We start from the raw sequence: 18,363 nt of genomic DNA on the forward strand, positions 1-18,363 counted from the left end.
TCGATGTGCGCTCCGTATGCCCGAACCCGGACGAAACATTCACACCATGCGAGCCGCCACACGCAATTGACGAAAACCAGTCGCTCCCTGTCCGACCTTGGTCGGATTAAGGCAGCTGTTCGATCGAAAAGCGACCTGGTGACCGAGGGGAACAAGCACTTTCTCCCGCGCGCTTTCCCGCCCCGTCGGCAAGGAGTACGCCACCTCGTCCCGCGGGTCGGTACGCCGGCACGCCGTGGCGTCGCGTGCCGGAGGGAGGCCCGCGCCTTCTCCCCCGTGGAGGGCGCGGGCCTCAGTCTTTGAGCGTGCGGGCGAGTTCGGTGGTGGCCCTGGTGATCTCGCTGTCGTCGTCGGCGAGCAGCCGCTGCAGTTCGTCCCGCCGGGCACGGACGGCCTGTCGCGCCGCGCGCTCCCATGCGACCGGGTTCTCCCGGTGGTTGAGCAGCTTGGGATAGACGGTGGCGGTGGTCTCCCACTGCCGTGCGTCGGCGATGTTCTTCAGCAGCTGGATGATCTGGGCCCGGCAGTTCACCTGGGGCCGCTGGGCGAGTTCCCAGAGGAAGGGAACGGTCGCCGCGGTCGCCTGCTCGACGACGAAGCCGTACTGGCAGATGCGTTTCCGCAGATCGGCGAGGGCTGCTCGGGCGGTCTCCGGGTCACCACCCGCGACCTTGCGCAGCAGGCGCGGAATGGCCGCGGCCGAACCGCTGGAGTCCTGGATGTCGCTCCAGGGCACTCCGTCCAGCCCTGCGAGAGGGGCGGCGGCCCGGGGCGGGCCGGGCGGCTGCGTCTGGCGGTCGGTGCGCCGGGGGCTCGGCTCGGGTGTCGGAGCGCTGCGCATGGTGTGGGGCCCTCCGCGGCAGTCGGGTCAGGTGAGGGGACGGGTCGTCAACGCGGCCCAGACGGTCTTACCCGCCGGCGGTCTCGGGGTCCAGCCCCAGTCGTCGGCGAGTGCGTCGACGATGCACAGGCCGCGCCCGTGCTCCCGCAGTGCGGAGCCGTCGGACGGGGCGCGTACGGGTTCGTTGTCCCCGGGGTCGGAGACGGTCAGCATCAGGTGGCCGGGGCACAGGGTGAGGCCCAGTCTGACCTCCGGCGCACCGGCCGCGGCGGACGGCACCGCGTGGGCCACGGCGTTGGAGGCGAGCTCCGATATCACGAGGACGGCGTCGTCGGCGTGCCGGTCCAGGGACCAGCCGCTCAGCGTCTTCCGGGTGAAGACCCGGGCCCGGGCGAAGCCCTCCGCGCTGCACGCGATCCGCAGCACCGCGGAGTCCGGGCGCCCCTCCGGCACGGGTGACTTCACGTCCGGAGCGGCCGACGGCCATGGGCTGCGACCGACGGCCGGTCGCGCCGCGTGCGGGAGCACGTCGCACCGACTCGCCACGCCAGCCTCCGACACTGGTTCGCCGGGTGACCGGAGCCTTAAATGCGCAGGTGACGACACGGCATCTCCCTGATGCAACGTCAGAACAGGGCGTCGACCGAGGGGTTGACGCCACGGCTATTATCCACGCTGACAGCGCTCGCGTGCAATTGCACGGGAAATTGCGCGGAAAAGATCGGACGGGAGCGCACGGGGACCGACGGGCCCCGGTCCGCTTCCCCGAACGGCAAGGAGACCGCGGTGCCACCAGTGCGCAACGGAGTGCGGGCGAGTTCGTTGGAGGCTCGCTGGAAGAAGAGTCGGCACAGCAACGCCGAAGGCAACTGCGTCGAGGTCGCCTTGGTGGACGGCGGCATCGCGATGCGCAATTCCCGTGATCCGGACGGCCCGGCGCTCGTCTACACGCCCGCCGAGGTGGCCGCCTTCCTGGCCGGGGCGAAGGACGGTGAGTTCGACCACCTGCTTTGAGGCGGGCGGCGGTCGCCGCGGAGTGCCGCCGACGGGAGTTCCGCCCTGGCGGCCGACGGGGGCATTCACCCAACCGGAGGCCAACTAGCCGTTTTCCACGGGCGGATGCGGTAGACACGGGCGGGATGCGATAGTGTGGTTTCTCAAGTCTGCCGGTCTGCTGGGAGTCAGGATGTCCGCCGCCGCGTCGCCTCGCATCTCCCGCCTCGAACCCTATCTGGACCGGGCCGAGCCGGCGCCCACTCTGTTGAAGATGCTCGTCGGCGTCCAGCTGGCGGGCTTCCGCGAGGACGCCGGCCTCTCTCAGGACCAGGCGGCGCGCGAGCTGGGATTCAGCGCGGCGAAGCTCTCGCGGATCGAGTCGGGCAAGGGCCGCAGGCCCCCTGCGGAGAAGGACGTCCGGGCGCTGCTGGACCGGTACGGCACCGACGCCTACGAGGCCTCGGTCCTGCTCAAACTGCTCCGGCGCGCGGGTGAGCCGGGCTGGTGGCAGCGGTACGACAAGCGCCTGATGCCCGAGTGGTTCGACCGTCTGGTCGGCCTCCAGGAGGCCGCGGCCACCATCCGGACCTTCGAGATCCAGTACGTCCCCGGACTGCTCCAGACGGCGGCCTACACCCAGGCCGTGGTCGAGCGGGGCCTGCCCAACGCGCCCGCGAGCGAGGTCCGGCGACGGGTCGAGCTGCGCATGCGCCGCGCGGAACTGCTGCTTCGCGCCGACGCGCCGCAGCTGTGGGCCATCATCGACGAGTCCGTGCTGCTGCGTGTGCTGGGCAGCCGCGAGGTCATGCGTGAGCAGTTGGAACACCTCGTCGAGATGGCGGCGAAGCCCCATGTGACGCTGCAGATCGTGCCACTGGACGTGACGAACGCTTCCGCGCCCGCGATCCCGGTCACCTACCTGCGCTTCGGCGGCACCGACCTGCCCGACGTGGTGTATCTGGAGCACATCAGGAGTGCCAACTTCCTCGAGGACCGCGACGAGACCGAGGAGTACCGGGTCGCGCTGGACCGGCTGGCCGACGAGGCGCTGACTCCGCGCGAGTCACTCGAGCTGCTGCGCGGGACGATGACACAGCGCTATCCCGCCGAGTAGCCAACGCGGCAGCTGCCCGGGAAGTGGCCAACGCGGCAGGGGAGCTGGGCCGCACGCCCGCGCGCGGCCTCACCGGCGTCCTCGGCTAACGGATGCGGCCCAGTCCGCCGAACTCGATCCACTCGTCGGTGAGCTGGCGGGGCGCCACATCGGTGTCCGGACGCCAGGTGGAGACCTCCACCAGACCCGGCTCCAGGATGTCCATGCCTTCGAAGAGGGCTTCGACGTCTTTCGGCTCGCGGACCCTGCCCCAGTGCCCCTGCGTGGCCTGGTCCATGAACTCCGTGACGAACTTCCGTACTCCGGGGTCCTCGCTGACCAGCTGGCACATCACCGCGTAACTCCCGGGCACGAGCCGCTCGGTGACACGGCGGACGACCGCCATCGGGCCGTCGGTGTCACTGTCCGGGATGCAGTGGAAGACCGAGTTGAACAGCACGGCGACCGGCTGCGAGAAGTCGATCAGGCGCTGGGTGTCCGGGTGGGAGAAAATCATCTCCGTCGAGCGCATGTCGGCGTGTATGACGGCGGTCCGGTCGTTCTGGTCCAGCAGCGCGCGGCCGTGGACCAGCACCATCGGGTCGTTGTCGACGTAGACGACGCGGGACTCGGGGGCGACGCGCTGGGCGATCTGGTGCACGTTGTCCTGCGTGGGCAGGCCGGATCCGTGGTCCAGGAACTGGCGGATGCCGTAGTCCTCCGCGAGGGTCCTGACGACCCGCTGCAGGAAGCGCCGGTTGTTCAGCGCCAGCCGACGGGTGCTGGGGACGACCTTGTCGAGCTCACCGACCGCCGCCCGGTCGGCCGCGTAGTTGTCCTTGCCGCCCAGGTAGTAGTCGTACATGCGTGCGGCTGTCGGCACGTTGGCGTCGATCTCCGTGGACAGCTGCTTGTCGGCTTGCATCGTTCCCCCAGCTCCGTACGGGCGCCAACTGAACTGGCATGGCAGAGAGTACATCCTAGGGACCTGAGGGTCAGGCGAGAACCAGGGGGTGGGGCAAGTGGCCGCCAAAACGTATGGGGCACATGCGAGTTGACGGCCACTCACCTGGGTCAGCCGCGTGCGGCCAGGTACGCGTCGACCCCGGGCGCCTTGCGGGCGTCCTCCACGCCGACCAGGCCGCCGACCGCCTTTGCGTCTGGCTTGAGCACGTAGGTGGACCGGCTGGCCGGCTCGGTCACGAAGGTGAAGTTCTGCGGGGTGCCGAGGCCGGTGTCGGCGTTCTTCTGCGAACGGTGCGCCTTCACCACGGCCTCCCGGGTGAGGCTGCCGCCCTCACAGGCCTTCTTCAGGTCGGCGCCGATCAGCTGGGCGGCGTCGTACCCGGAGAGCACGCCGGTGTCGACCGGCTCCCCGGGGTACTTCTTGCCGTAGGAGGCGACCATCTTCTTGACGCCCGGCAGGTCGGAGCTGACCGCCGGTGCCGCACTGACGACATGGACCATCGCCTCCAGCGCCGGCGCCGCGGGCGTCTTCATCAGCTGCGGGGAGTATCCGGGAGCGCTGGAGACGATCGGCACCTTGAGGCCCCGGGAGGCGGCCACTCCGGCGAGGGACGCCGTCTGGGCGGGGCCCGCGCTGATCAGGACGGCCTTCACCCCGGCGTTGCTCAGCGCGGAGACCTGCGCGGTCAGATCGGTGTCCGTCGCCTTGATCTTCTGGCCGACCACCTTCATCCCGGCCTGCTCGGCGGCCCACTCGGAACCCTCGAGCGCGTTGGCGCCGTAATCGCCCTCGAAGTACACGTGGCCGATCGTGTCACCCTCGGCGACCTTCCCGGTACGGGTCAGGAAGTCGACGGCCGCGATCATGTCGAGGTCGTAGGTGGTGCCGAGGACCTGGACGGCGTCCTTGCCCAGCAGGGAGGCGGCCCAGGCCTGCGGGAAGGTCAGCATGCTGTCCCGTTCGATGTCGTCGAGCAGTGCCGCGACCACCGGCGAGCCGATGACCTGGGGCAGGGCCACGACGTCCGGGGAGATGTCGGCATAGGCGGTCACCGCCTTCTGCACGTCGTAGCCGTGGTCCTTCACGACGATGTCGACCTTGCGTCCGCAGATGCCGCCCGCCGCGTTGGTCTCGTCGGCCCACATCTGCTGGGCCTGCACGATGGACTTGCCGAGGGTGGCGTAGGGGCCGGTGAGATCGGTCAGCGCGCCCAGCTTGATGGCCTTCTCGCTGACTCCGGGACCGGCCTCGACGCCGTCGGCGGCGTCGTCGGTGCTCCCGCCCTCCGCCTTGGAGCTGCAGGCGGTGCCCGCGAGCAGCACGGCGGCCAGTGCCGCGGCCAGGGCGGCGGTCCGGGTGGTGCGGGGCCTTGGGTGCGTGACGTTCACGGGGTGTGCTCCTTGGCTCGTGCGGTGGTCGCGGTGGTTTCCGTGGTGGCGGACGAGGGCGCGGGGCCGGGCAGGCCGGTGGCGGACGGCCGGCCCCGCAGGCGGGCGCGGATCCGGCGGGCCAGTCCGTGCAGGCCGTCGGGGGCGTAGAGCAGGATGACGACGATCGCGGCGCCGTACAGGTAGCGGGAGGCCTCGGTCGGGCCGAGCGAGCCGTCGCCCGAGCCCGGTGTCGCCACCAACGGCAACTGGTCGGCGTAGCGCGTCATCAGCAGTGGCAGCGCGGTGACGAAGACGGCTCCGGCGGTGGCTCCGGCCACGGAGCCGAGGCCGCCGATGACGATCATGGCGAGGTAGTCGACGGAAAGGAGGAGGGAGAAGTAGTCGGGCACCACGCGGCGGAAGGAGAGCGCGAGCAGGACGCCGGCGAGGCCCGCGTACATCGAGGAGACGACGAACGCCGCCGACCGGTACCTCGCCACGGGCACGCCCATCACGGACGCCGCGGTCTCGCTGTCGCGCAGCGCGGCCAGGGCGCGGCCGGGGCGCCCGCGCAGCACGCCGCGCGCGGTGAACCAGGTGAGGGCGAACAGGGCGAGGCCGAGGTACCAGAGCCGTTCCTCGGCGCCGAACGGCACGCCCAGGACCGTCAGCTCCGGGTCGGACTCGGCAAAGGTGAAGCCGCCGAGCTCCAGCGGCGGCACCGAGCGGCCGTTGAAGCCGCCGGTGACGGACTCCGCGGTGAGCAGGACGTGGTGGCCGAGGAAGACCAGGGCGAGGGTGGCCACACCCAGGTAGATGCCCTTGACCCGGCCCGCGACGGGACTGAACAGGCCGCCGGCGGCCCCGGCGAGCAGTACGGCGAGGCCGGCGGCGAGGGCCGGCGGCAGTCCCGGGCCGGGCTCGCCCGCCAGCCATACGTAGCCGTAGGCGCCGACGGCGAGGAAGAAGGCGTGGCCGAGGGAGAGCTGACCCGCGGTGCCGCTGAGCAGGCCCAGCCCGACGGCGCCGATGGCCGCGGCCATGGAGAACAGGCCGATGCGCAACCAGAAGGCGTCGAGGTAGAAGGGCAGGGCGCACAGGAGGAGGGCGGGCAGCAGGAACGTGCCGGACCTGCGCAGGCGGGCGCTCTTCAGGAGGTCAGACACGGGCCGCCCCCTTCGCCGAGAAGAGTCCGGCGGGTCGCACCAGGAGGACCAGCACCATCACGGCGTACGGGGCGACGTCACCGAAGCCCTCGCCGAGGACGTGCAGGTCGGACTGGTAGCCGGCGACGAAGGCCTCGGTCAGGCCGATCAGCATGCTGCCGACCAGGGCGCCGACCGGGGAGGCCATGCCGCCGAGGATGGCCGCCGGGAACGCCTTGAGGGCGATCTGCCCGGTGGTGCGCTCCAGCCCCGGCGCCGGGAAGGCGACCAGGAAGACCGCGGCGAGCGCGGCGAGTCCGCCGGCCAGGCACCAGGCGACGGTCCGTACGCGGGTCAGCCTTACGCCCATCAGGGCGGCGGCCTCGCCGTCCTCGGCCGCCGCGCGCAGCGACAGGCCCCAGGGCGTGAACCGGAACAGCGCGAAGGCGCCGCCGATGGCCGCGGCGGACACCAGGATCGCGGCGATGCGGCTGTCGGCGACGGTCACCGGGCCGAGGTCGGTCACCGCGTTGCCCCAGGGGTCGCCGAGCGGCAGCAGGTCGCCGCCGATCCGCCTGGCCAGGTCGGTCACCAGGATGATGTCGATGCCGATGGTGACGATGGTCTGCGCGTGGGCGGCGTGCGGATCGGTGCCCCCGACCCGCTGCAGCACCAGCCGGTCCAGCGCTCCGGCCACGGCCGCCGTCACGACGACGGCGAGGGCCAGCGCCCCGGCGAAGCCGAGGTCGTCGTGGAGGACGGCGACGAGGTAGCCGCCGAGCAGCAGGAGCGAGCCGTGGGTGAAGCTCAGGACACCGGAGGCCTTGAAGATGGTGACGAATCCGAGGGCGATCAGGGCGTAGACGGAGCCCAGGGCCAGACCGTTGAGGAGGGCGTCGAGGAAGCCGGTCATGCCGCCTCCTCCCCGGTGGTGCCGGTACCGAGGTAGGCGCGCAGTACCTCGGGGTCGCGCCGGACCTCGTCGGGGGTGCCGTGGGCGATGGCCTTGCCGAAGTCGAGGACGGTGACCTCGTCGGCGAGGCGCATGACCAGGCCCATGTCGTGCTCGACCAGCACGAGGGACAGGCCGAGTTCGGCGCGGATCTCCCGGACGACCTCGGTCATCCGGACGCGTTCGGCGGCGTTCATGCCGGCCACCGGTTCGTCGAGCAGCAGTACACGGGGCTCCAGACAGAGGGCACGGGCGAGTTCGACCCGCTTGCGGTCGCCGTACGACAGCAGGGCGACGGGTGATTCGAAGTGGCCGCCGAGGCCGGTGAGTTCGGCGATCTGCCGGGCCTTGGCGAGGTGGGCGCGCTGTTCCCGCACGGCGTGCGGCAGGCGCAGGGCGCTGGCGGCGAAGCCGGCGCGGGACAGGGCGTGGCGGCCGAGCATCAGGTTGTCGGCGACGGTGCCCTGGGTGGTGACGATGTTCTGGAAGGTGCGGGCCACCCCGAGGGCGGCGATCTTGTGCGGGGCGAGCCGGGTCAGTTCGGTGTCGCCGAGCCGTACGGTGCCGACGGCCGGCCGGTACAGGCCCGACAGGACGTTGAAGCAGGTGGACTTGCCCGCGCCGTTGGGGCCGATGACGGCGTGCACGGTGCCCGGGGCGACGGTGAAGGAGACGTCGTCGAGGGCGACGAGGCCGGCGAAACGCACAGTCACGTTCCGGACCTCGAGAGCCGGGGGTGCGGTGGTGCGGGTGGTCACGCGGCCCCCTTGCCTTCGGTTTCCTCGCCGGTCTCGGGCATCTCGCCCAGATAGAGGCGGCGTACGGCGTCCGTCCGGGCGAGTTCGCCGGCGGCGCCGGACAGCCGGACCTCACCGACCTCGAGGACGTAGGCGTGCTCGGCGAGGGAGAGCGCCATGCCGGCGTTCTGTTCGACGAGGAGCACGGCGGTGCCCTGGGCGTTGATCTCTCGGACCACCTCGGCGATGCGGTCCACCATCAGCGGGGCGAGTCCGAGGGAGGGCTCGTCGAGGAGGAGCAGGCGGGGCGCGGCCATCAGGGCCCGGCCGATGGCCAGCATCTGCTGCTCCCCGCCGGAGAGCAGACCGGCGGCCTGTCGGGTGCGCTCGGCGAGCCGCGGGAAGAGGGTGAAGACGCGGTCCCGTGCCTCGCGGACCTGGGCCGGGGCCCGCCGGTTCAGGCCGAGTCCCCCGGCCCGCAGGTTCTCGTCGACGGTGAGTCCGGCGAACACCCGCCTGCCCTCGGGTACCTGTACGACTCCGGCGCGTACGGCGGCGACGGGGTCGCGTCCGTCCAGGGCCGTGTCGCCGTAGCGGACGCGGCCGGCCGTGATCGCGCCGCGGTGCAGGCGCAGGGTGCCCGACACGGCCCGCAGCAGCGTGGTCTTGCCGGCGCCGTTGGCACCGAGCAGAGCGACGACGCCGCCGTGCGGGACGGTCAAGGACACGGAACGGAGGGCGGACAGCGCGCGCCCGTACGCCACGTCGAGGTTCTCGACGTGCAGCGCGGGCTCGCCGTCCGGTGGTGCTGCGGGCATCGCGGCTCCTTGGGACCGTGCCGGGGCAGGCACGGTGACGGGTGGAGGGGGAGCTCACGACAGCACGGGCACAGGTGCCCGTACAGGGGTTGCGGGCCGGGTCGCTGCGGCGTCCCAGTCCGGGGGCGGAGAGTCTGTGCGGATGCCCAGGGCCGGTAGCGGCGCGGGCCCGTGCGGGGGCCGGCGGTGCCCGTGGGAGCCCGGGGAGGCCGTGGGGATGCCGGGGACATGACGGGGACGCGGGCCGGTCGCCGGTACGTCGTGATCCGCAGCGTCGTAAATCGGCGCGGGCCCTCTCCGGAGGGAATGCTGGGGGCAGTGCCGTCACGTCCGCGCGCCGAACGGCGGGCGCCCGCCGCGATGCCGTGCCGATACTCGGGTCGCCCGCGTAGCGGCAGGAGCCCCCTCAGGCGCCAGACCCGTCGCTCAGTCGCGCAGTACCCGTCGGGCGGTCAGGGCCAGGCTCATCTCGACCACGTCGGCCGGGCGGGCCAGCGAGCGGCCGGTGAGTTGCTCGCAGCGGCGGAGGCGGTTGAGGACCGTGTTGCGGTGGCAGTAGAGGCGCTCGCCCGCCCGTTGCGCGGAGCCGTCGCAGTCGAGCCACGTGGTGAGGGTCTCCAGCAGCACCTCGCGATCGGCGGGTTCCAGCCGCAGCAGGGGGCCGAGCACCCGTTCCGCGAGGGCACCGCCGAGTTCCGGGTTGGAGGCGACGAGGGCGGCGGGGAGGTGGTCGGCCAGTCTCACCGTGCCGCCGGCCTGCGGGCATATCTCCAGGGCCGTGTCGGCGAACTTGCGGGCGTCGCCGACCGAGGCCAGTCCGTCGACCGCGCTGCCGATGCCGATCCGGACGCCGGGGACCTGGGCACCCGGTCCGCGCCCGGGCACCGGCGGCCGCGGAAACCCGTCGTCGCTCGCGTCGGCCAGGACGATGCCGTAGTCGACGTCCGCCCCGGCGTGCCAGTGGACGCGGACACCCGGCGGTACGGCGGCGCGGGCGGCGTCGGACCGCGCCGGGTTCTGGCCGGCTACGGCGACGACGAGGTACCGGCCGTGCTCGGGCAGCTCCAGCGCCTGGGCGGCCTCGGGAAGGTCGGCGATGCGGCTGGTGCCGTCGAGGAGGCCGGCCGCCAGCAGCCGGGCCCGGTTCTCTCGGCGCCGGCCGATCTGCCACTCGGTCTGCCGGTAGGCGTCGGCGACGAGGGTGCAGTGCTCGTCGACGAAGTTCCACACGTCGGCCGCGACGTGGACGAGGAGGCGTACGTCCTCGGGCGCGACACGGGAGGTCTCCTCGACCAGCCGCTGCCACACCAGCGAGCCGCCGAGGCGGAAGGCGTGCAGCAGGGCGTCCAGCGGGAGCCCCTGTGCGGCGCGGGCGGCGCCGATCCGCCACGAGCAGCGGCGGGCCGCGTCCCGGGCGCCGCTGGGATCCAGCAGCGAGGTCACGCTGTGCCGCAGCGAGCGGTGGGCCTCCTGCCAGGTGGCCGTGGGGTCCATCGTCAGGGCCGTGCGGTACGCCGGTTCCTGCTCCCGCAGCAGGGCGACCAGCCGGTCGGTCAGGTCGGGCAGGTCGTCGAGCAGGGCGCGGGCTGCCCGGTGCAGGACGCGCAGCGCGTCGGCGTCCATCAAGGACGCGACGCTCGGTGTCCGCGGGCGTGGAACGGGCGTCAGTCCGGTGCGGATCGCTGCTCGTGACCGTACGGCGTGCTGCATCGCGGTCCTCCCCAGGCCAGGGCTTGCGGAGGTGCCCCGCGGCGGGCCGTCCGCCCGTGCCGGGCATGCCCCCTGACTCGTCCTGCCCCGAAGGATGGCATACCGTCCGGTCGGTCCCTAGGGTTGTGCACCGGTCTTTTCCGACCTTCCGGCCCCTTGGTCCTGCTCGGCCTGCTCCACCATGCGGGCCAGTTCCAGGCGGGACCGGACGCCGAGCGCGGCGAAGACCTTGCGGAGGTGGTAGTCGACGGTGCGGGTGCTGACCGCGAGGGTGAGCGCGACCTCGCGATTGGTGGCGCCCTCGGCGACGTGCCGCGCGATGCGCAGTTGCTGCGGCGTCAGGCGGGTCAGCGTTCCGGCTCCCCGGGCCTGCGGCGCGGCGCCGAGCGCCCGCAGTTCCGCGCGGGCCTGCGCCGCCCAGACGCCCGCGCCGCACCGGTCGAAGCCGGCCAGCGCGGTGCCGAGGCGGGCGCGGGCCTCGCGGGGTCTGCGCCGCCGGCGCAGCCACTTGCCGTACAGCAGTGCGGTGCGGGCCCGTTCGAAGTCGCCGCCGGCCTCGTCGTGCCGGGCGAGCGCCCGCTGGTAGAGGTCGTCGGCGCGGTCCTGGGGGGCCAGGAGAGCATGGCAGCGGGCCAGCTGCGCGGCGGCCTGCGGGTCGGCGCCGAACGCCGCCCAGCCGGCGAAGTCCGTGAGGACCTCGTGAGTGTCCTCGGGACGTCCCGCGAGGACGGCGGCCTCCACGAAGCACGGCACGGCGAGCCGCCACACCGCGAAGTGTCCGCGTCCGGGACCGGGCAGGACGAGGAGCCCGAGCCGGTCGGCCGCGTCGTGGGGGCGGCCCCGGCCGAGGTCGGCGCGGCCCGCCGCCCACTCCGCGAGGGTGGCCGCCTGGGCCAGTCCGTGGCGCCGGGCCGTGGTCAACGCGGCCGCCACGTGCCGGGTCACCGCCTGTGGCTCCTCCTCGATCGACGCCGCCAGCGCCAGTACGGCCCGGTGGTGGGCCGCAGTGTTGCGCTGCCCGGCGCGCAGCGCGGTGCACAGTCCCTCCTCCGCGTGGACGCGCGCCTGGGAGTGCCTGCCCGCGCGCAGTTCGGCGTAGGCGAGGTACTCCAGTGCCTGCGGCACCAACGCGTCCGAGCCGAGCTGCCGGGCCGCCGCCAGCGCCCGCGCGCCCGCCCGGCGGGCGGCGTCCACGTTCCCGAGCAGCAGGGCGGCGGAGGCCGATCGCAGCAGCCCTTCGGGCCGGTCGTCGGTCCAACCCCGCTCCACCACCTGCTCGAGCGACGGGGCGGCCCGGTCGAGCCGTCCTTCGAGCAGCGCCCGCATGCCGACGCGGTGCTCGCGCACGGGGTCAGGACACCGGCCGGGCGCCTGCGGCCGCCCCACCGGTCCCGGCGACCCCGACGTCCCCGGCGCACCCACCGGACCCGGCACCCCCGGCGACAGTGTGGCCAGGCAGGCCGGCAGGTCCCCCGCGGCCCAGGCCGCGACGGCGGCGGCGAGGGTGGCGGTCGCGGCGTCGGCGGGGGCGTCCGCGGCCAGCAGGGACGCGGCCAGCAGCAGGGACTGGTGGGCGTCGCCGACGGGGCCGTCCCGGAGTTCCGCCAGACCGCGCACCAGTTCGGCCCGTCCTCGTACCGCGGCCGGGGCGGCGCAGCCGCGGGCCGCCGCGAGCAGGGGACGTGCCCGGTCGGGACGGCCCGCGAGCAGGGCCTGCTCGGCCGCGGCCGTGTACCGCTCCGCCCGGGCCGGCCCGTCGGCCGTCAGCTCGGCGGCCCGGGCGTACGCCTTGGTGCGCAGCTGGGGGGAGGCGGGCACCGTGCCGTCGGCGGCGAGCGCCGCCAGCCGGTCCGCGAGCCCCGTCACGGGTTCCTGGCCGGACAGCGACCAGGAGCGGTGCAGCAGCGCCGGCAGCCGCCGGCCGCCGGCCTCCAGTACGTCGGCCAGCGCGCGGTGCGCGGCCCGGCACCGGTCCGGCGCGGCGGTGGCGTGGACCGTCCGGCGCAGCAATGAGCTGTGGAAGCGCAGCCGGTCGCCGGCCCCGGCGAGGGCTTCGGGGAGGGGGTCCGCGGCGGGAGCGGGCGCGGACTCGGGGCGCAGGTGCCGCAGGGCGTCCAGCACCAGGCCGGTGTCGACGTCCGGTCCGTCCGACGCCCGGACGGCGGCCGCCACCGTCAGCAGCAGGTCCTGGGCGTCCGGGGACGGACCGGACAGCGCCCGGCCGGCCACCGCCGCCAGGGTCCCGGCGTCGGCCAGCGGCGTGGGCAGGGGCCGCAGGCCGCGCAGTTCGGCGGGCGAGAGCCGACGGACGAGGGCGAGGAGCAGCGCCGGATTTCCCTCCGCCTCGGCCAGCAACTGCTCACGGACGGCCGGGGCGGTGGCGCCGTCGGTCACGTCGTCGAGCAGGGCGTCGGCGTGCGACGCTGCGAGCGGGTCGAGGCGGACGACGGGGAGGCGGGCGTACTCCGGGTCGACGGCGCGGTGCCCGGCGACGGAGAGGAGCAGTCCGATGCGGCCGCCGGTGTGCAGGCTTTCGGCCGCGCGGCCCAGGGCGGCCCGGGCCGGGGCGTCCCACAGATGCGCGTCGTCGACGCACACGAGGAGGGGAGCCTCGCCGGCCGCCGCCCGCAGGGTGCCGAGCAGTTCCTCGGCGGTGGCGCGGACGCGCCGGTCCGGAGCGGGCCCGAGGTGCAGTACGGAGCCGGCCCGGAAGGAGCGGGCGGCCCACTGGAGGAGGGCGGTCCGGCCGAACCCGGGTTCGCCGGTCACGACGAGGTGGCCGCTGTGGGCGCGCAGCCCGTCCAGCAGGGCCCGCACCGTCTCTCGTTGTGCGCTTCGGCCGTGGATCCGCACGGCCGTACGAACGGTCGTCTCTCCGGTCATCCACGTCAGGTTACGCGTGCGTAACCTGACGTGGAAGCCGTCGCTCCGCCGCCGCCCGCCGGGTGTCGGCCGTGTCACCTGCGCATGTGCGCCTCACGGAGGCAACGCACGTTGTGCCGCCGCCCAGCCGCCCGGGCCGGGGGCCGTGCGACCGCACAGCGGGCCGGCGGCGGCCGCGAGATCCCCGCGACCGCCGCCGGTCGGTGCCGAAAGCCCGTCAGGAGCCGTGCGGGCAGTTGCCCCGGTACTCCTCGATGGTCAGGCTCGGCCGGGGCAGCGGGCACAGGAACTGCTCGTAGCGGGTGTCGTTGTCGATGAACCGCTTGAGCCAGGAAATGCTGTACTTCGCGATCGTCGTGTTGGACGTGTTCGGCGAGAAGTGGCTCGCGTTGTTCAGCTCCAGGTACGCGCGGTCCGTTCGGGACGGCAGGCTGGAGTAGAACGGTTCGGAGTGCGAGGACACGGGCGCGATCGAGTCGCCGTCGGCCCCCACGATCAGGGTCGGGGTGCTGACCTCCGGCCAGCTCTTGTCCAGGTTCCAGGGGGTGAGCGGGATCGCCGCCTGGAGCGAGGGACGGGATTTGGCGGCCTCCAGTGAGCCGCCGCCGCCCATGGAGTGGCCCATGACGCCGAGCCGGCTGCTGTCGATCCGCCCGCGCACGGAACTGCGCTCGGTGAGGTAGTCGAGGGCGGCCAGCAGCTGCCGGCCGCGGGAGCCTGGCTGGTCCACCGTGGTGTTGGTGTCGATGGTGAAGACCACGAAGCCCTGGGAGGCCAGCCGCGGGCCAAGCCAGGCGACGGACGACTGGTACGCCGAGAAGCCGGGCGAGATGACGACGGCGCCGAAGGTGCCGTCGCTGGTGCTGGTCGGGTAGTAGACGGTGCCGCCGCCGAAGCCGGTGACCGCGAGCGAGGAGACGGTGGTGTCCGCCACGGAGTACGGGCCGCGCAGTGCCTCGATGCTGGACTCGGTGGGCGCCGGGCCGCGCTCGTACGGGTTGTCGGCGGCCTGGGCGCCGGGGCCGGTGAGGGTGGTGAGCGCCACGGCGGCGGCCACGGCCGCGGTGACACCGGCGAGCCGGCGACGCGCTCCGCGGAACGCCGGACGCGCGGCGTGGGTGTGGGGGTGCTGGGGCACGGGGAGTCGTCCTCTCTGTCGTGGCGAGTGGTCGGCCGGTGATCGCACACGGCCCGGGAGCGTGGGGTCGCGTCCCGGACCATCCACCGGCCGGCGTCACCGATGAGCTGGTCGTGCCACTGTCGGGGCGCGGTACGGCCGGGGGGATCGGCAATATCACCGGTCTCGTGCGACGCGATCGTGGGGCGGGACGGGAAGGGACGGTGGCCGGGGTGCCGGGAGACCGCGCCGAGGGCCGAGCACGGAGGTCCGGAGGCCGGCGTCGGGAGCCGAGAGCGGGATCGAACCACGGTTGCGCCGTCTACGGACGTCCGTGGTCTTGCCCGGGCACCCGGTCGGTGTGGCACGCTCGACGTCGGCCGGGCGGTTGCGCGCCGGTCGGCGCGCGGAACGTCGGCCGGCCCGGCGCCGGGTCCGGCACGGAGGAGAGGCGACGGTATGCGGATCGGACTGCTCGGCACCGGCCCCTGGGCGGACATGGCGCACGCCCCCGCCCTGCGTCTGCACGACGGCCTGGACTTCGTCGGGGTGTGGGGGCGCCGTCCCGACGCCGCCGAGGAGCTGGCGAAACGGCACGGCACGCGCGCCTACGACGATCCCGACGCCCTGCTCGCGGACGTGGAGGCCGTCGCGTTCGCGATGCCCCCGGCGGTGCAGGCCGACATGGCGGTGCGTGCGGCGCGGGCCGGTTGCCATCTGCTGCTCGACAAGCCGCTCGCGGCGACGGTGGCGCAGGGGCGGGCGGTGGTCGAGGCGGCCGGTGGGGCGGGCGTCGCCTCGGTGGTCTTCCTCACCGCCCGGTTCCAGCCCGAGACCGAGGCGTGGATCACCGAACAGGGCTCCGGGGGCGACTGGTTCACGGCGCGGGCGCAGTGGCTCGGCGCGGTGTTCAGCGGGGACAGCCCGTTCGCCGCGTCGCCGTGGCGGCGGGAGAAGGGCGCCCTGTGGGACGTCGGACCGCATGCGCTGTCCGTGCTGCTGCCGGTCCTGGGCGACGCGCGACGCGTGTCGGCCGCGGCGCCCGGGTCCGGGGACACGGTCCATCTGGTCCTCGACCACACCGGCGGTGCGTCCAGCACGCTCACCCTCAGCCTGTCGGCACCGCCCGCGGCGGCGGGCGCGACGGTGGAGCTGCGTGGGCCGAGGGGGGTGACGCTGCTTCCCGAGGCGACGGAGGGCCCGGTGTCTGCGCTGCTGCGGGCCGTGGACGCGCTCCTCGCCTCCGCCGGGGACGCGGGCCCGCACCCGTGCGACGCCTCGTTCGGCCTGCGCGTCACCGAGATCCTCGCCGAGGCGGAGTCCCTGCTGGCCGAACGCAGGTGACCGGGGGTCAGCCGCCTGCCCCTTCTTCCCGGAACGGTTCGTCGCTCCACCTGAACCAGGCCCTGGATTCCGCCCACACTCTGTCATGTCCCGAACATGTTGGAAGCCCTCACATGACTCCCGTCACCAGCGTCCGCTCGGCCTCCGCGAGCTTCTCGTCGCCCTCGGCGGCGCCGTCGTTCTAGCCCCTCCCCCACGGCCGCCCCGGCTCGGCGTGCGGGAGGCGGGGCGGCGTAGGAGCGTGGTGGGTGTGCGAAAGGTGTCGGCCGCGCCACCGCGCCGGGGCGAGGACCGGCGGAGCTGGCTGAGCGGTGCTCCGCCGCCCCGCTGGGTGCGGGTGCTGCCGCCGGTCCTGACCGGGGCGATCTGCGTGGCGACGCTGGTCAGCGACGACCGGATCGACATCGGCTTCCTGCTCGGCGCCATCCCGCCGCTGGCCGTCCTTTCGTACGGGCCGCTGGCGACGGCCCTGCTGTGCGGTGCCGTGATAGCGCTGCTGACCGTCCCCGCCTTCCAGCTCGACCGCCCGGGCGACGCCGACCTGCTGACCGTCGTGTTCGTCGCGGCCCTGAGCGTCTTCGTGTCCTTCGTGCGCAGCCGCCGCGACGCCCAGCTGGATCTGGAGCGCACGGTCGCCGAGGCGGCTCAGCGGGCCCTGGCTCCGCCGCTGCCCGAGCGGGTCGGGGCGGTGCGCTGCGCGGGGCTCTACCGGGCGGCCCAGCGCGGCACCCTGGTCGGGGGCGACTTCTTCGACGTGCGGGACGGGCCCTACGGTGTCCGGGCCGTTACGGGTGACGTCCAGGGACACGGCCTGTCGGCGGTGTCGACGGTCGCGTCGCTGCTGGGGGCGTTCCGGGAGGCGGTGCTCGACCAGCCGGACCTCACGTCGGTGGCGGGACGGCTGGACCGCAGACTGCTCGTGGACTCCGCGGGCGCGCGGCACGGCGAGCTGTTCGCGACGGCCGCGCTGCTGGAGTTCTCCGCCGACGCCCTGCGGGTACGGGTCGTGGTCTGCGGCAACCCGCCGCCGTTCCTGCTGCGCGGTGCGCTCGCCACGGAGCTGGACGTCTCCCCGTGGACGCCGCTGGGGCTCGGGCTGGCGGATGCCGGCGCGATCGAGGCGTGCACGGTGGCGCTGCGCCCCGGCGACCGGCTCTTCCTCGCCTCCGACGGGGTGGTCGAGGCCAGGGACGACAGCGGAGCCTTCTACCCGCTGGCCGACCGGCTGACCGCCCTCGCCGCCCAGGACGCCGAAGGCACCGGGGACGGTGGGGGCGGCGGGGACCCCGCCACACTCCCGGAGCGCGTCTGGGCCGACCTCGTGCGCTTCTGCCCGGACGTGGAGGACGACGTCACGATGCTCGTCCTGACTCCCGCGCCCCCGTGACGGCCCGAGACGCGTCCCGCCTTCCGGATGCGCGGGCCGCTTCCGCATTGAATGGTGTTATCGGGATATTCGGGACCGACAACAGCACGGCACCGAAGCAGCGATCCGGATCCGAGGAGCACTGATCATGTCGACGTCACAGCCCGACGCCTCCCAGCCGTCCGAAGCTCGCGCGGGGGACGACCGCGCCACACCGGACGACCTGCTCCACGCCCGCACCGGCACCGACGTGTCCCCGGAGGACGTGGTCCTCGCGGCCGGCCGGGACATCACTCCGAAGAACCTCGAATGGGCCCGGCGCAAGCTGGCCGAGGAGGGCCCCGCCGCTCTCGACAAGCTTCTGCCCTGACCGGGCGGCCGCCCTCGTTCCCCGGCCGCACGCGGCCCGGGCCGGTGCGCGACGCACCGGCCCGGGCTGGACGGGCTGACAGGGCTGTCCCGGCTGCCCGGGATGTCCGAGCGATCGGTCAGGCGGTCCGGCCGCGGTCGTCCTCGCGGTCCGGAAGCGCCGTCTCGTCCTCCACGACGTGCACTGCTGCCTCCTCGGCGCCCGCGGCCCCGCCGTCGATCCCCACGTCCTCGGCGACCGTCTCCTTGGTCGTGTCGGTCCGTGCGCCCTCGTCCGGGGCGACCAGCCGGCCGGCACGATCGCTGCCCGCCTCGGGGTCGACCGGCTCGCCCTCGCCGTCGGGCTGGTCGCCCACGCCGTCCCCGGTGGGCCCGGTCACGTCCGGCACCTCCTGGGAGAGCCGTTCGTCCAAGGTCTCGCCGTCGTGCTGCTCCGCGGCCGTGGTGCCGTGCTTGGTCACGCCGAGGGGCTTCTCCGGCGGGGAGTAGCCCTCGTCCAGCGTGTCGTCGTAGGTCCGCTCGTCGACGGCGTCCTGGAGGTCGAGGGGCGTGGCGTCCTCCTGCTCCTCGTTGTTCCCGGTGGGCTGGTAGACGTCGTCGGCCATCGGGTCCGTGCCCATCGCTGCCTCCCTCTCGCGCTGCGTCGGCTCGGTGG

17 protein-coding genes are annotated in these 18,363 nt (G+C 73.9%); 5 read left to right on the forward strand and 12 right to left on the reverse strand.

What is annotated here, in order from left to right; all coding sequences use genetic code 11:
• Positions 1–292: 292 nt before the first annotated feature.
• Both IE142_RS09570 and IE142_RS09575 read right to left on the reverse strand, forming a co-directional pair.
• Complete coding sequence (locus IE142_RS09570; protein ID WP_191885283.1) at positions 293–841, reverse strand: hypothetical protein; 549 nt, start codon at positions 839–841, stop codon at positions 293–295.
• Positions 842–868: 27 nt separating this feature from the next.
• A complete protein-coding gene (locus IE142_RS09575) occupies positions 869–1,306 on the reverse strand; it encodes an ATP-binding protein (protein ID WP_440862266.1) in 438 nt (145 codons plus the stop codon).
• 321 nt (positions 1,307–1,627) lie between these two features.
• On the opposite strand from IE142_RS09575, the gene IE142_RS09580 reads away from it, so the two are divergent.
• Both IE142_RS09580 and IE142_RS09585 read left to right on the forward strand, forming a co-directional pair.
• Entirely contained in the window at positions 1,628–1,855 is a 228-nt protein-coding gene (locus IE142_RS09580; protein ID WP_191885285.1) for a DUF397 domain-containing protein, read from the forward strand.
• 172 nt (positions 1,856–2,027) lie between these two features.
• Positions 2,028–2,951 (forward strand): helix-turn-helix domain-containing protein, encoded by a 924-nt coding sequence (locus tag IE142_RS09585; RefSeq protein WP_191885286.1) that lies wholly within the window; start codon positions 2,028–2,030, stop codon positions 2,949–2,951.
• Positions 2,952–3,036: 85 nt separating this feature from the next.
• Here IE142_RS09585 and IE142_RS09590 read toward each other — a convergent pair whose 3' ends face one another.
• The 9 genes from IE142_RS09590 to bdeA form a co-directional block, all read right to left on the reverse strand.
• Entirely contained in the window at positions 3,037–3,855 is an 819-nt protein-coding gene (locus IE142_RS09590) for an SAM-dependent methyltransferase (RefSeq protein WP_191885287.1), read from the reverse strand.
• A gap of 149 nt (positions 3,856–4,004) precedes the next feature.
• The gene (locus IE142_RS09595; RefSeq protein ID WP_191885288.1) at positions 4,005–5,285 is read right to left on the reverse strand and encodes an ABC transporter substrate-binding protein; all 1,281 of its coding nucleotides are present in this window, start codon (positions 5,283–5,285) and stop codon (positions 4,005–4,007) included.
• Positions 5,282–6,433, reverse strand: a complete 1,152-nt coding sequence (locus IE142_RS09600) for a branched-chain amino acid ABC transporter permease (RefSeq protein ID WP_191885289.1) — start codon at positions 6,431–6,433, stop codon at positions 5,282–5,284. The genes IE142_RS09595 and IE142_RS09600 overlap by 4 nt, the downstream gene beginning before the upstream one ends.
• Positions 6,426–7,325 (reverse strand): branched-chain amino acid ABC transporter permease, encoded by a 900-nt coding sequence (locus tag IE142_RS09605; protein ID WP_191885290.1) that lies wholly within the window; start codon positions 7,323–7,325, stop codon positions 6,426–6,428. The genes IE142_RS09600 and IE142_RS09605 overlap by 8 nt, the downstream gene beginning before the upstream one ends.
• Positions 7,322–8,122: an ABC transporter ATP-binding protein gene (locus tag IE142_RS09610; protein WP_191885291.1), complete on the reverse strand. Its 801-nt coding sequence runs from the start codon at positions 8,120–8,122 to the stop codon at positions 7,322–7,324. Before IE142_RS09610 ends, IE142_RS09605 begins: the two co-directional genes overlap by 4 nt.
• Entirely contained in the window at positions 8,119–8,919 is an 801-nt protein-coding gene (locus IE142_RS09615) for an ABC transporter ATP-binding protein (RefSeq protein WP_191885292.1), read from the reverse strand. Before IE142_RS09615 ends, IE142_RS09610 begins: the two co-directional genes overlap by 4 nt.
• Positions 8,920–9,345: 426 nt before the next feature.
• Positions 9,346–10,629, reverse strand: a complete 1,284-nt coding sequence (locus IE142_RS09620; protein WP_043384226.1) for a PucR family transcriptional regulator — start codon at positions 10,627–10,629, stop codon at positions 9,346–9,348.
• Between the two features lie 117 nt (positions 10,630–10,746).
• Complete coding sequence (locus IE142_RS09625; RefSeq protein WP_191885293.1) at positions 10,747–13,512, reverse strand: LuxR family transcriptional regulator; 2,766 nt, start codon at positions 13,510–13,512, stop codon at positions 10,747–10,749.
• Between the two features lie 217 nt (positions 13,513–13,729).
• A complete protein-coding gene (gene bdeA / locus IE142_RS09630; RefSeq protein ID WP_191885294.1) occupies positions 13,730–14,650 on the reverse strand; it encodes a bis(hydroxyethyl) terephthalate hydrolase in 921 nt (306 codons plus the stop codon).
• 438 nt (positions 14,651–15,088) lie between these two features.
• On the opposite strand from bdeA, the gene IE142_RS09635 reads away from it, so the two are divergent.
• From IE142_RS09635 to IE142_RS09645, 3 genes are all read left to right on the forward strand, one after another.
• Positions 15,089–15,973 carry a Gfo/Idh/MocA family protein gene (locus IE142_RS09635; RefSeq protein WP_191885295.1) on the forward strand — a complete coding sequence of 295 codons (885 nt, stop codon included), beginning with the start codon at positions 15,089–15,091 and terminating at the stop codon, positions 15,971–15,973.
• A gap of 250 nt (positions 15,974–16,223) precedes the next feature.
• Complete coding sequence (locus tag IE142_RS09640) at positions 16,224–17,360, forward strand: PP2C family protein-serine/threonine phosphatase (protein WP_191885296.1); 1,137 nt, start codon at positions 16,224–16,226, stop codon at positions 17,358–17,360.
• 127 nt (positions 17,361–17,487) lie between these two features.
• On the forward strand, positions 17,488–17,709 hold the full coding sequence (locus IE142_RS09645; protein WP_043384240.1) for a hypothetical protein: 222 nt from the start codon (positions 17,488–17,490) through the stop codon (positions 17,707–17,709).
• Positions 17,710–17,827: 118 nt separating this feature from the next.
• Here IE142_RS09645 and IE142_RS09650 read toward each other — a convergent pair whose 3' ends face one another.
• The gene (locus IE142_RS09650) at positions 17,828–18,328 is read right to left on the reverse strand and encodes a DUF5709 domain-containing protein (protein ID WP_191885297.1); all 501 of its coding nucleotides are present in this window, start codon (positions 18,326–18,328) and stop codon (positions 17,828–17,830) included.
• Between the last annotated feature and the right edge of the window lie 35 nt (positions 18,329–18,363).

The sequence above is a fragment of the Streptomyces mutabilis genome (assembly GCF_014649815.1).
Classification (GTDB): domain Bacteria; phylum Actinomycetota; class Actinomycetes; order Streptomycetales; family Streptomycetaceae; genus Streptomyces; species Streptomyces mutabilis.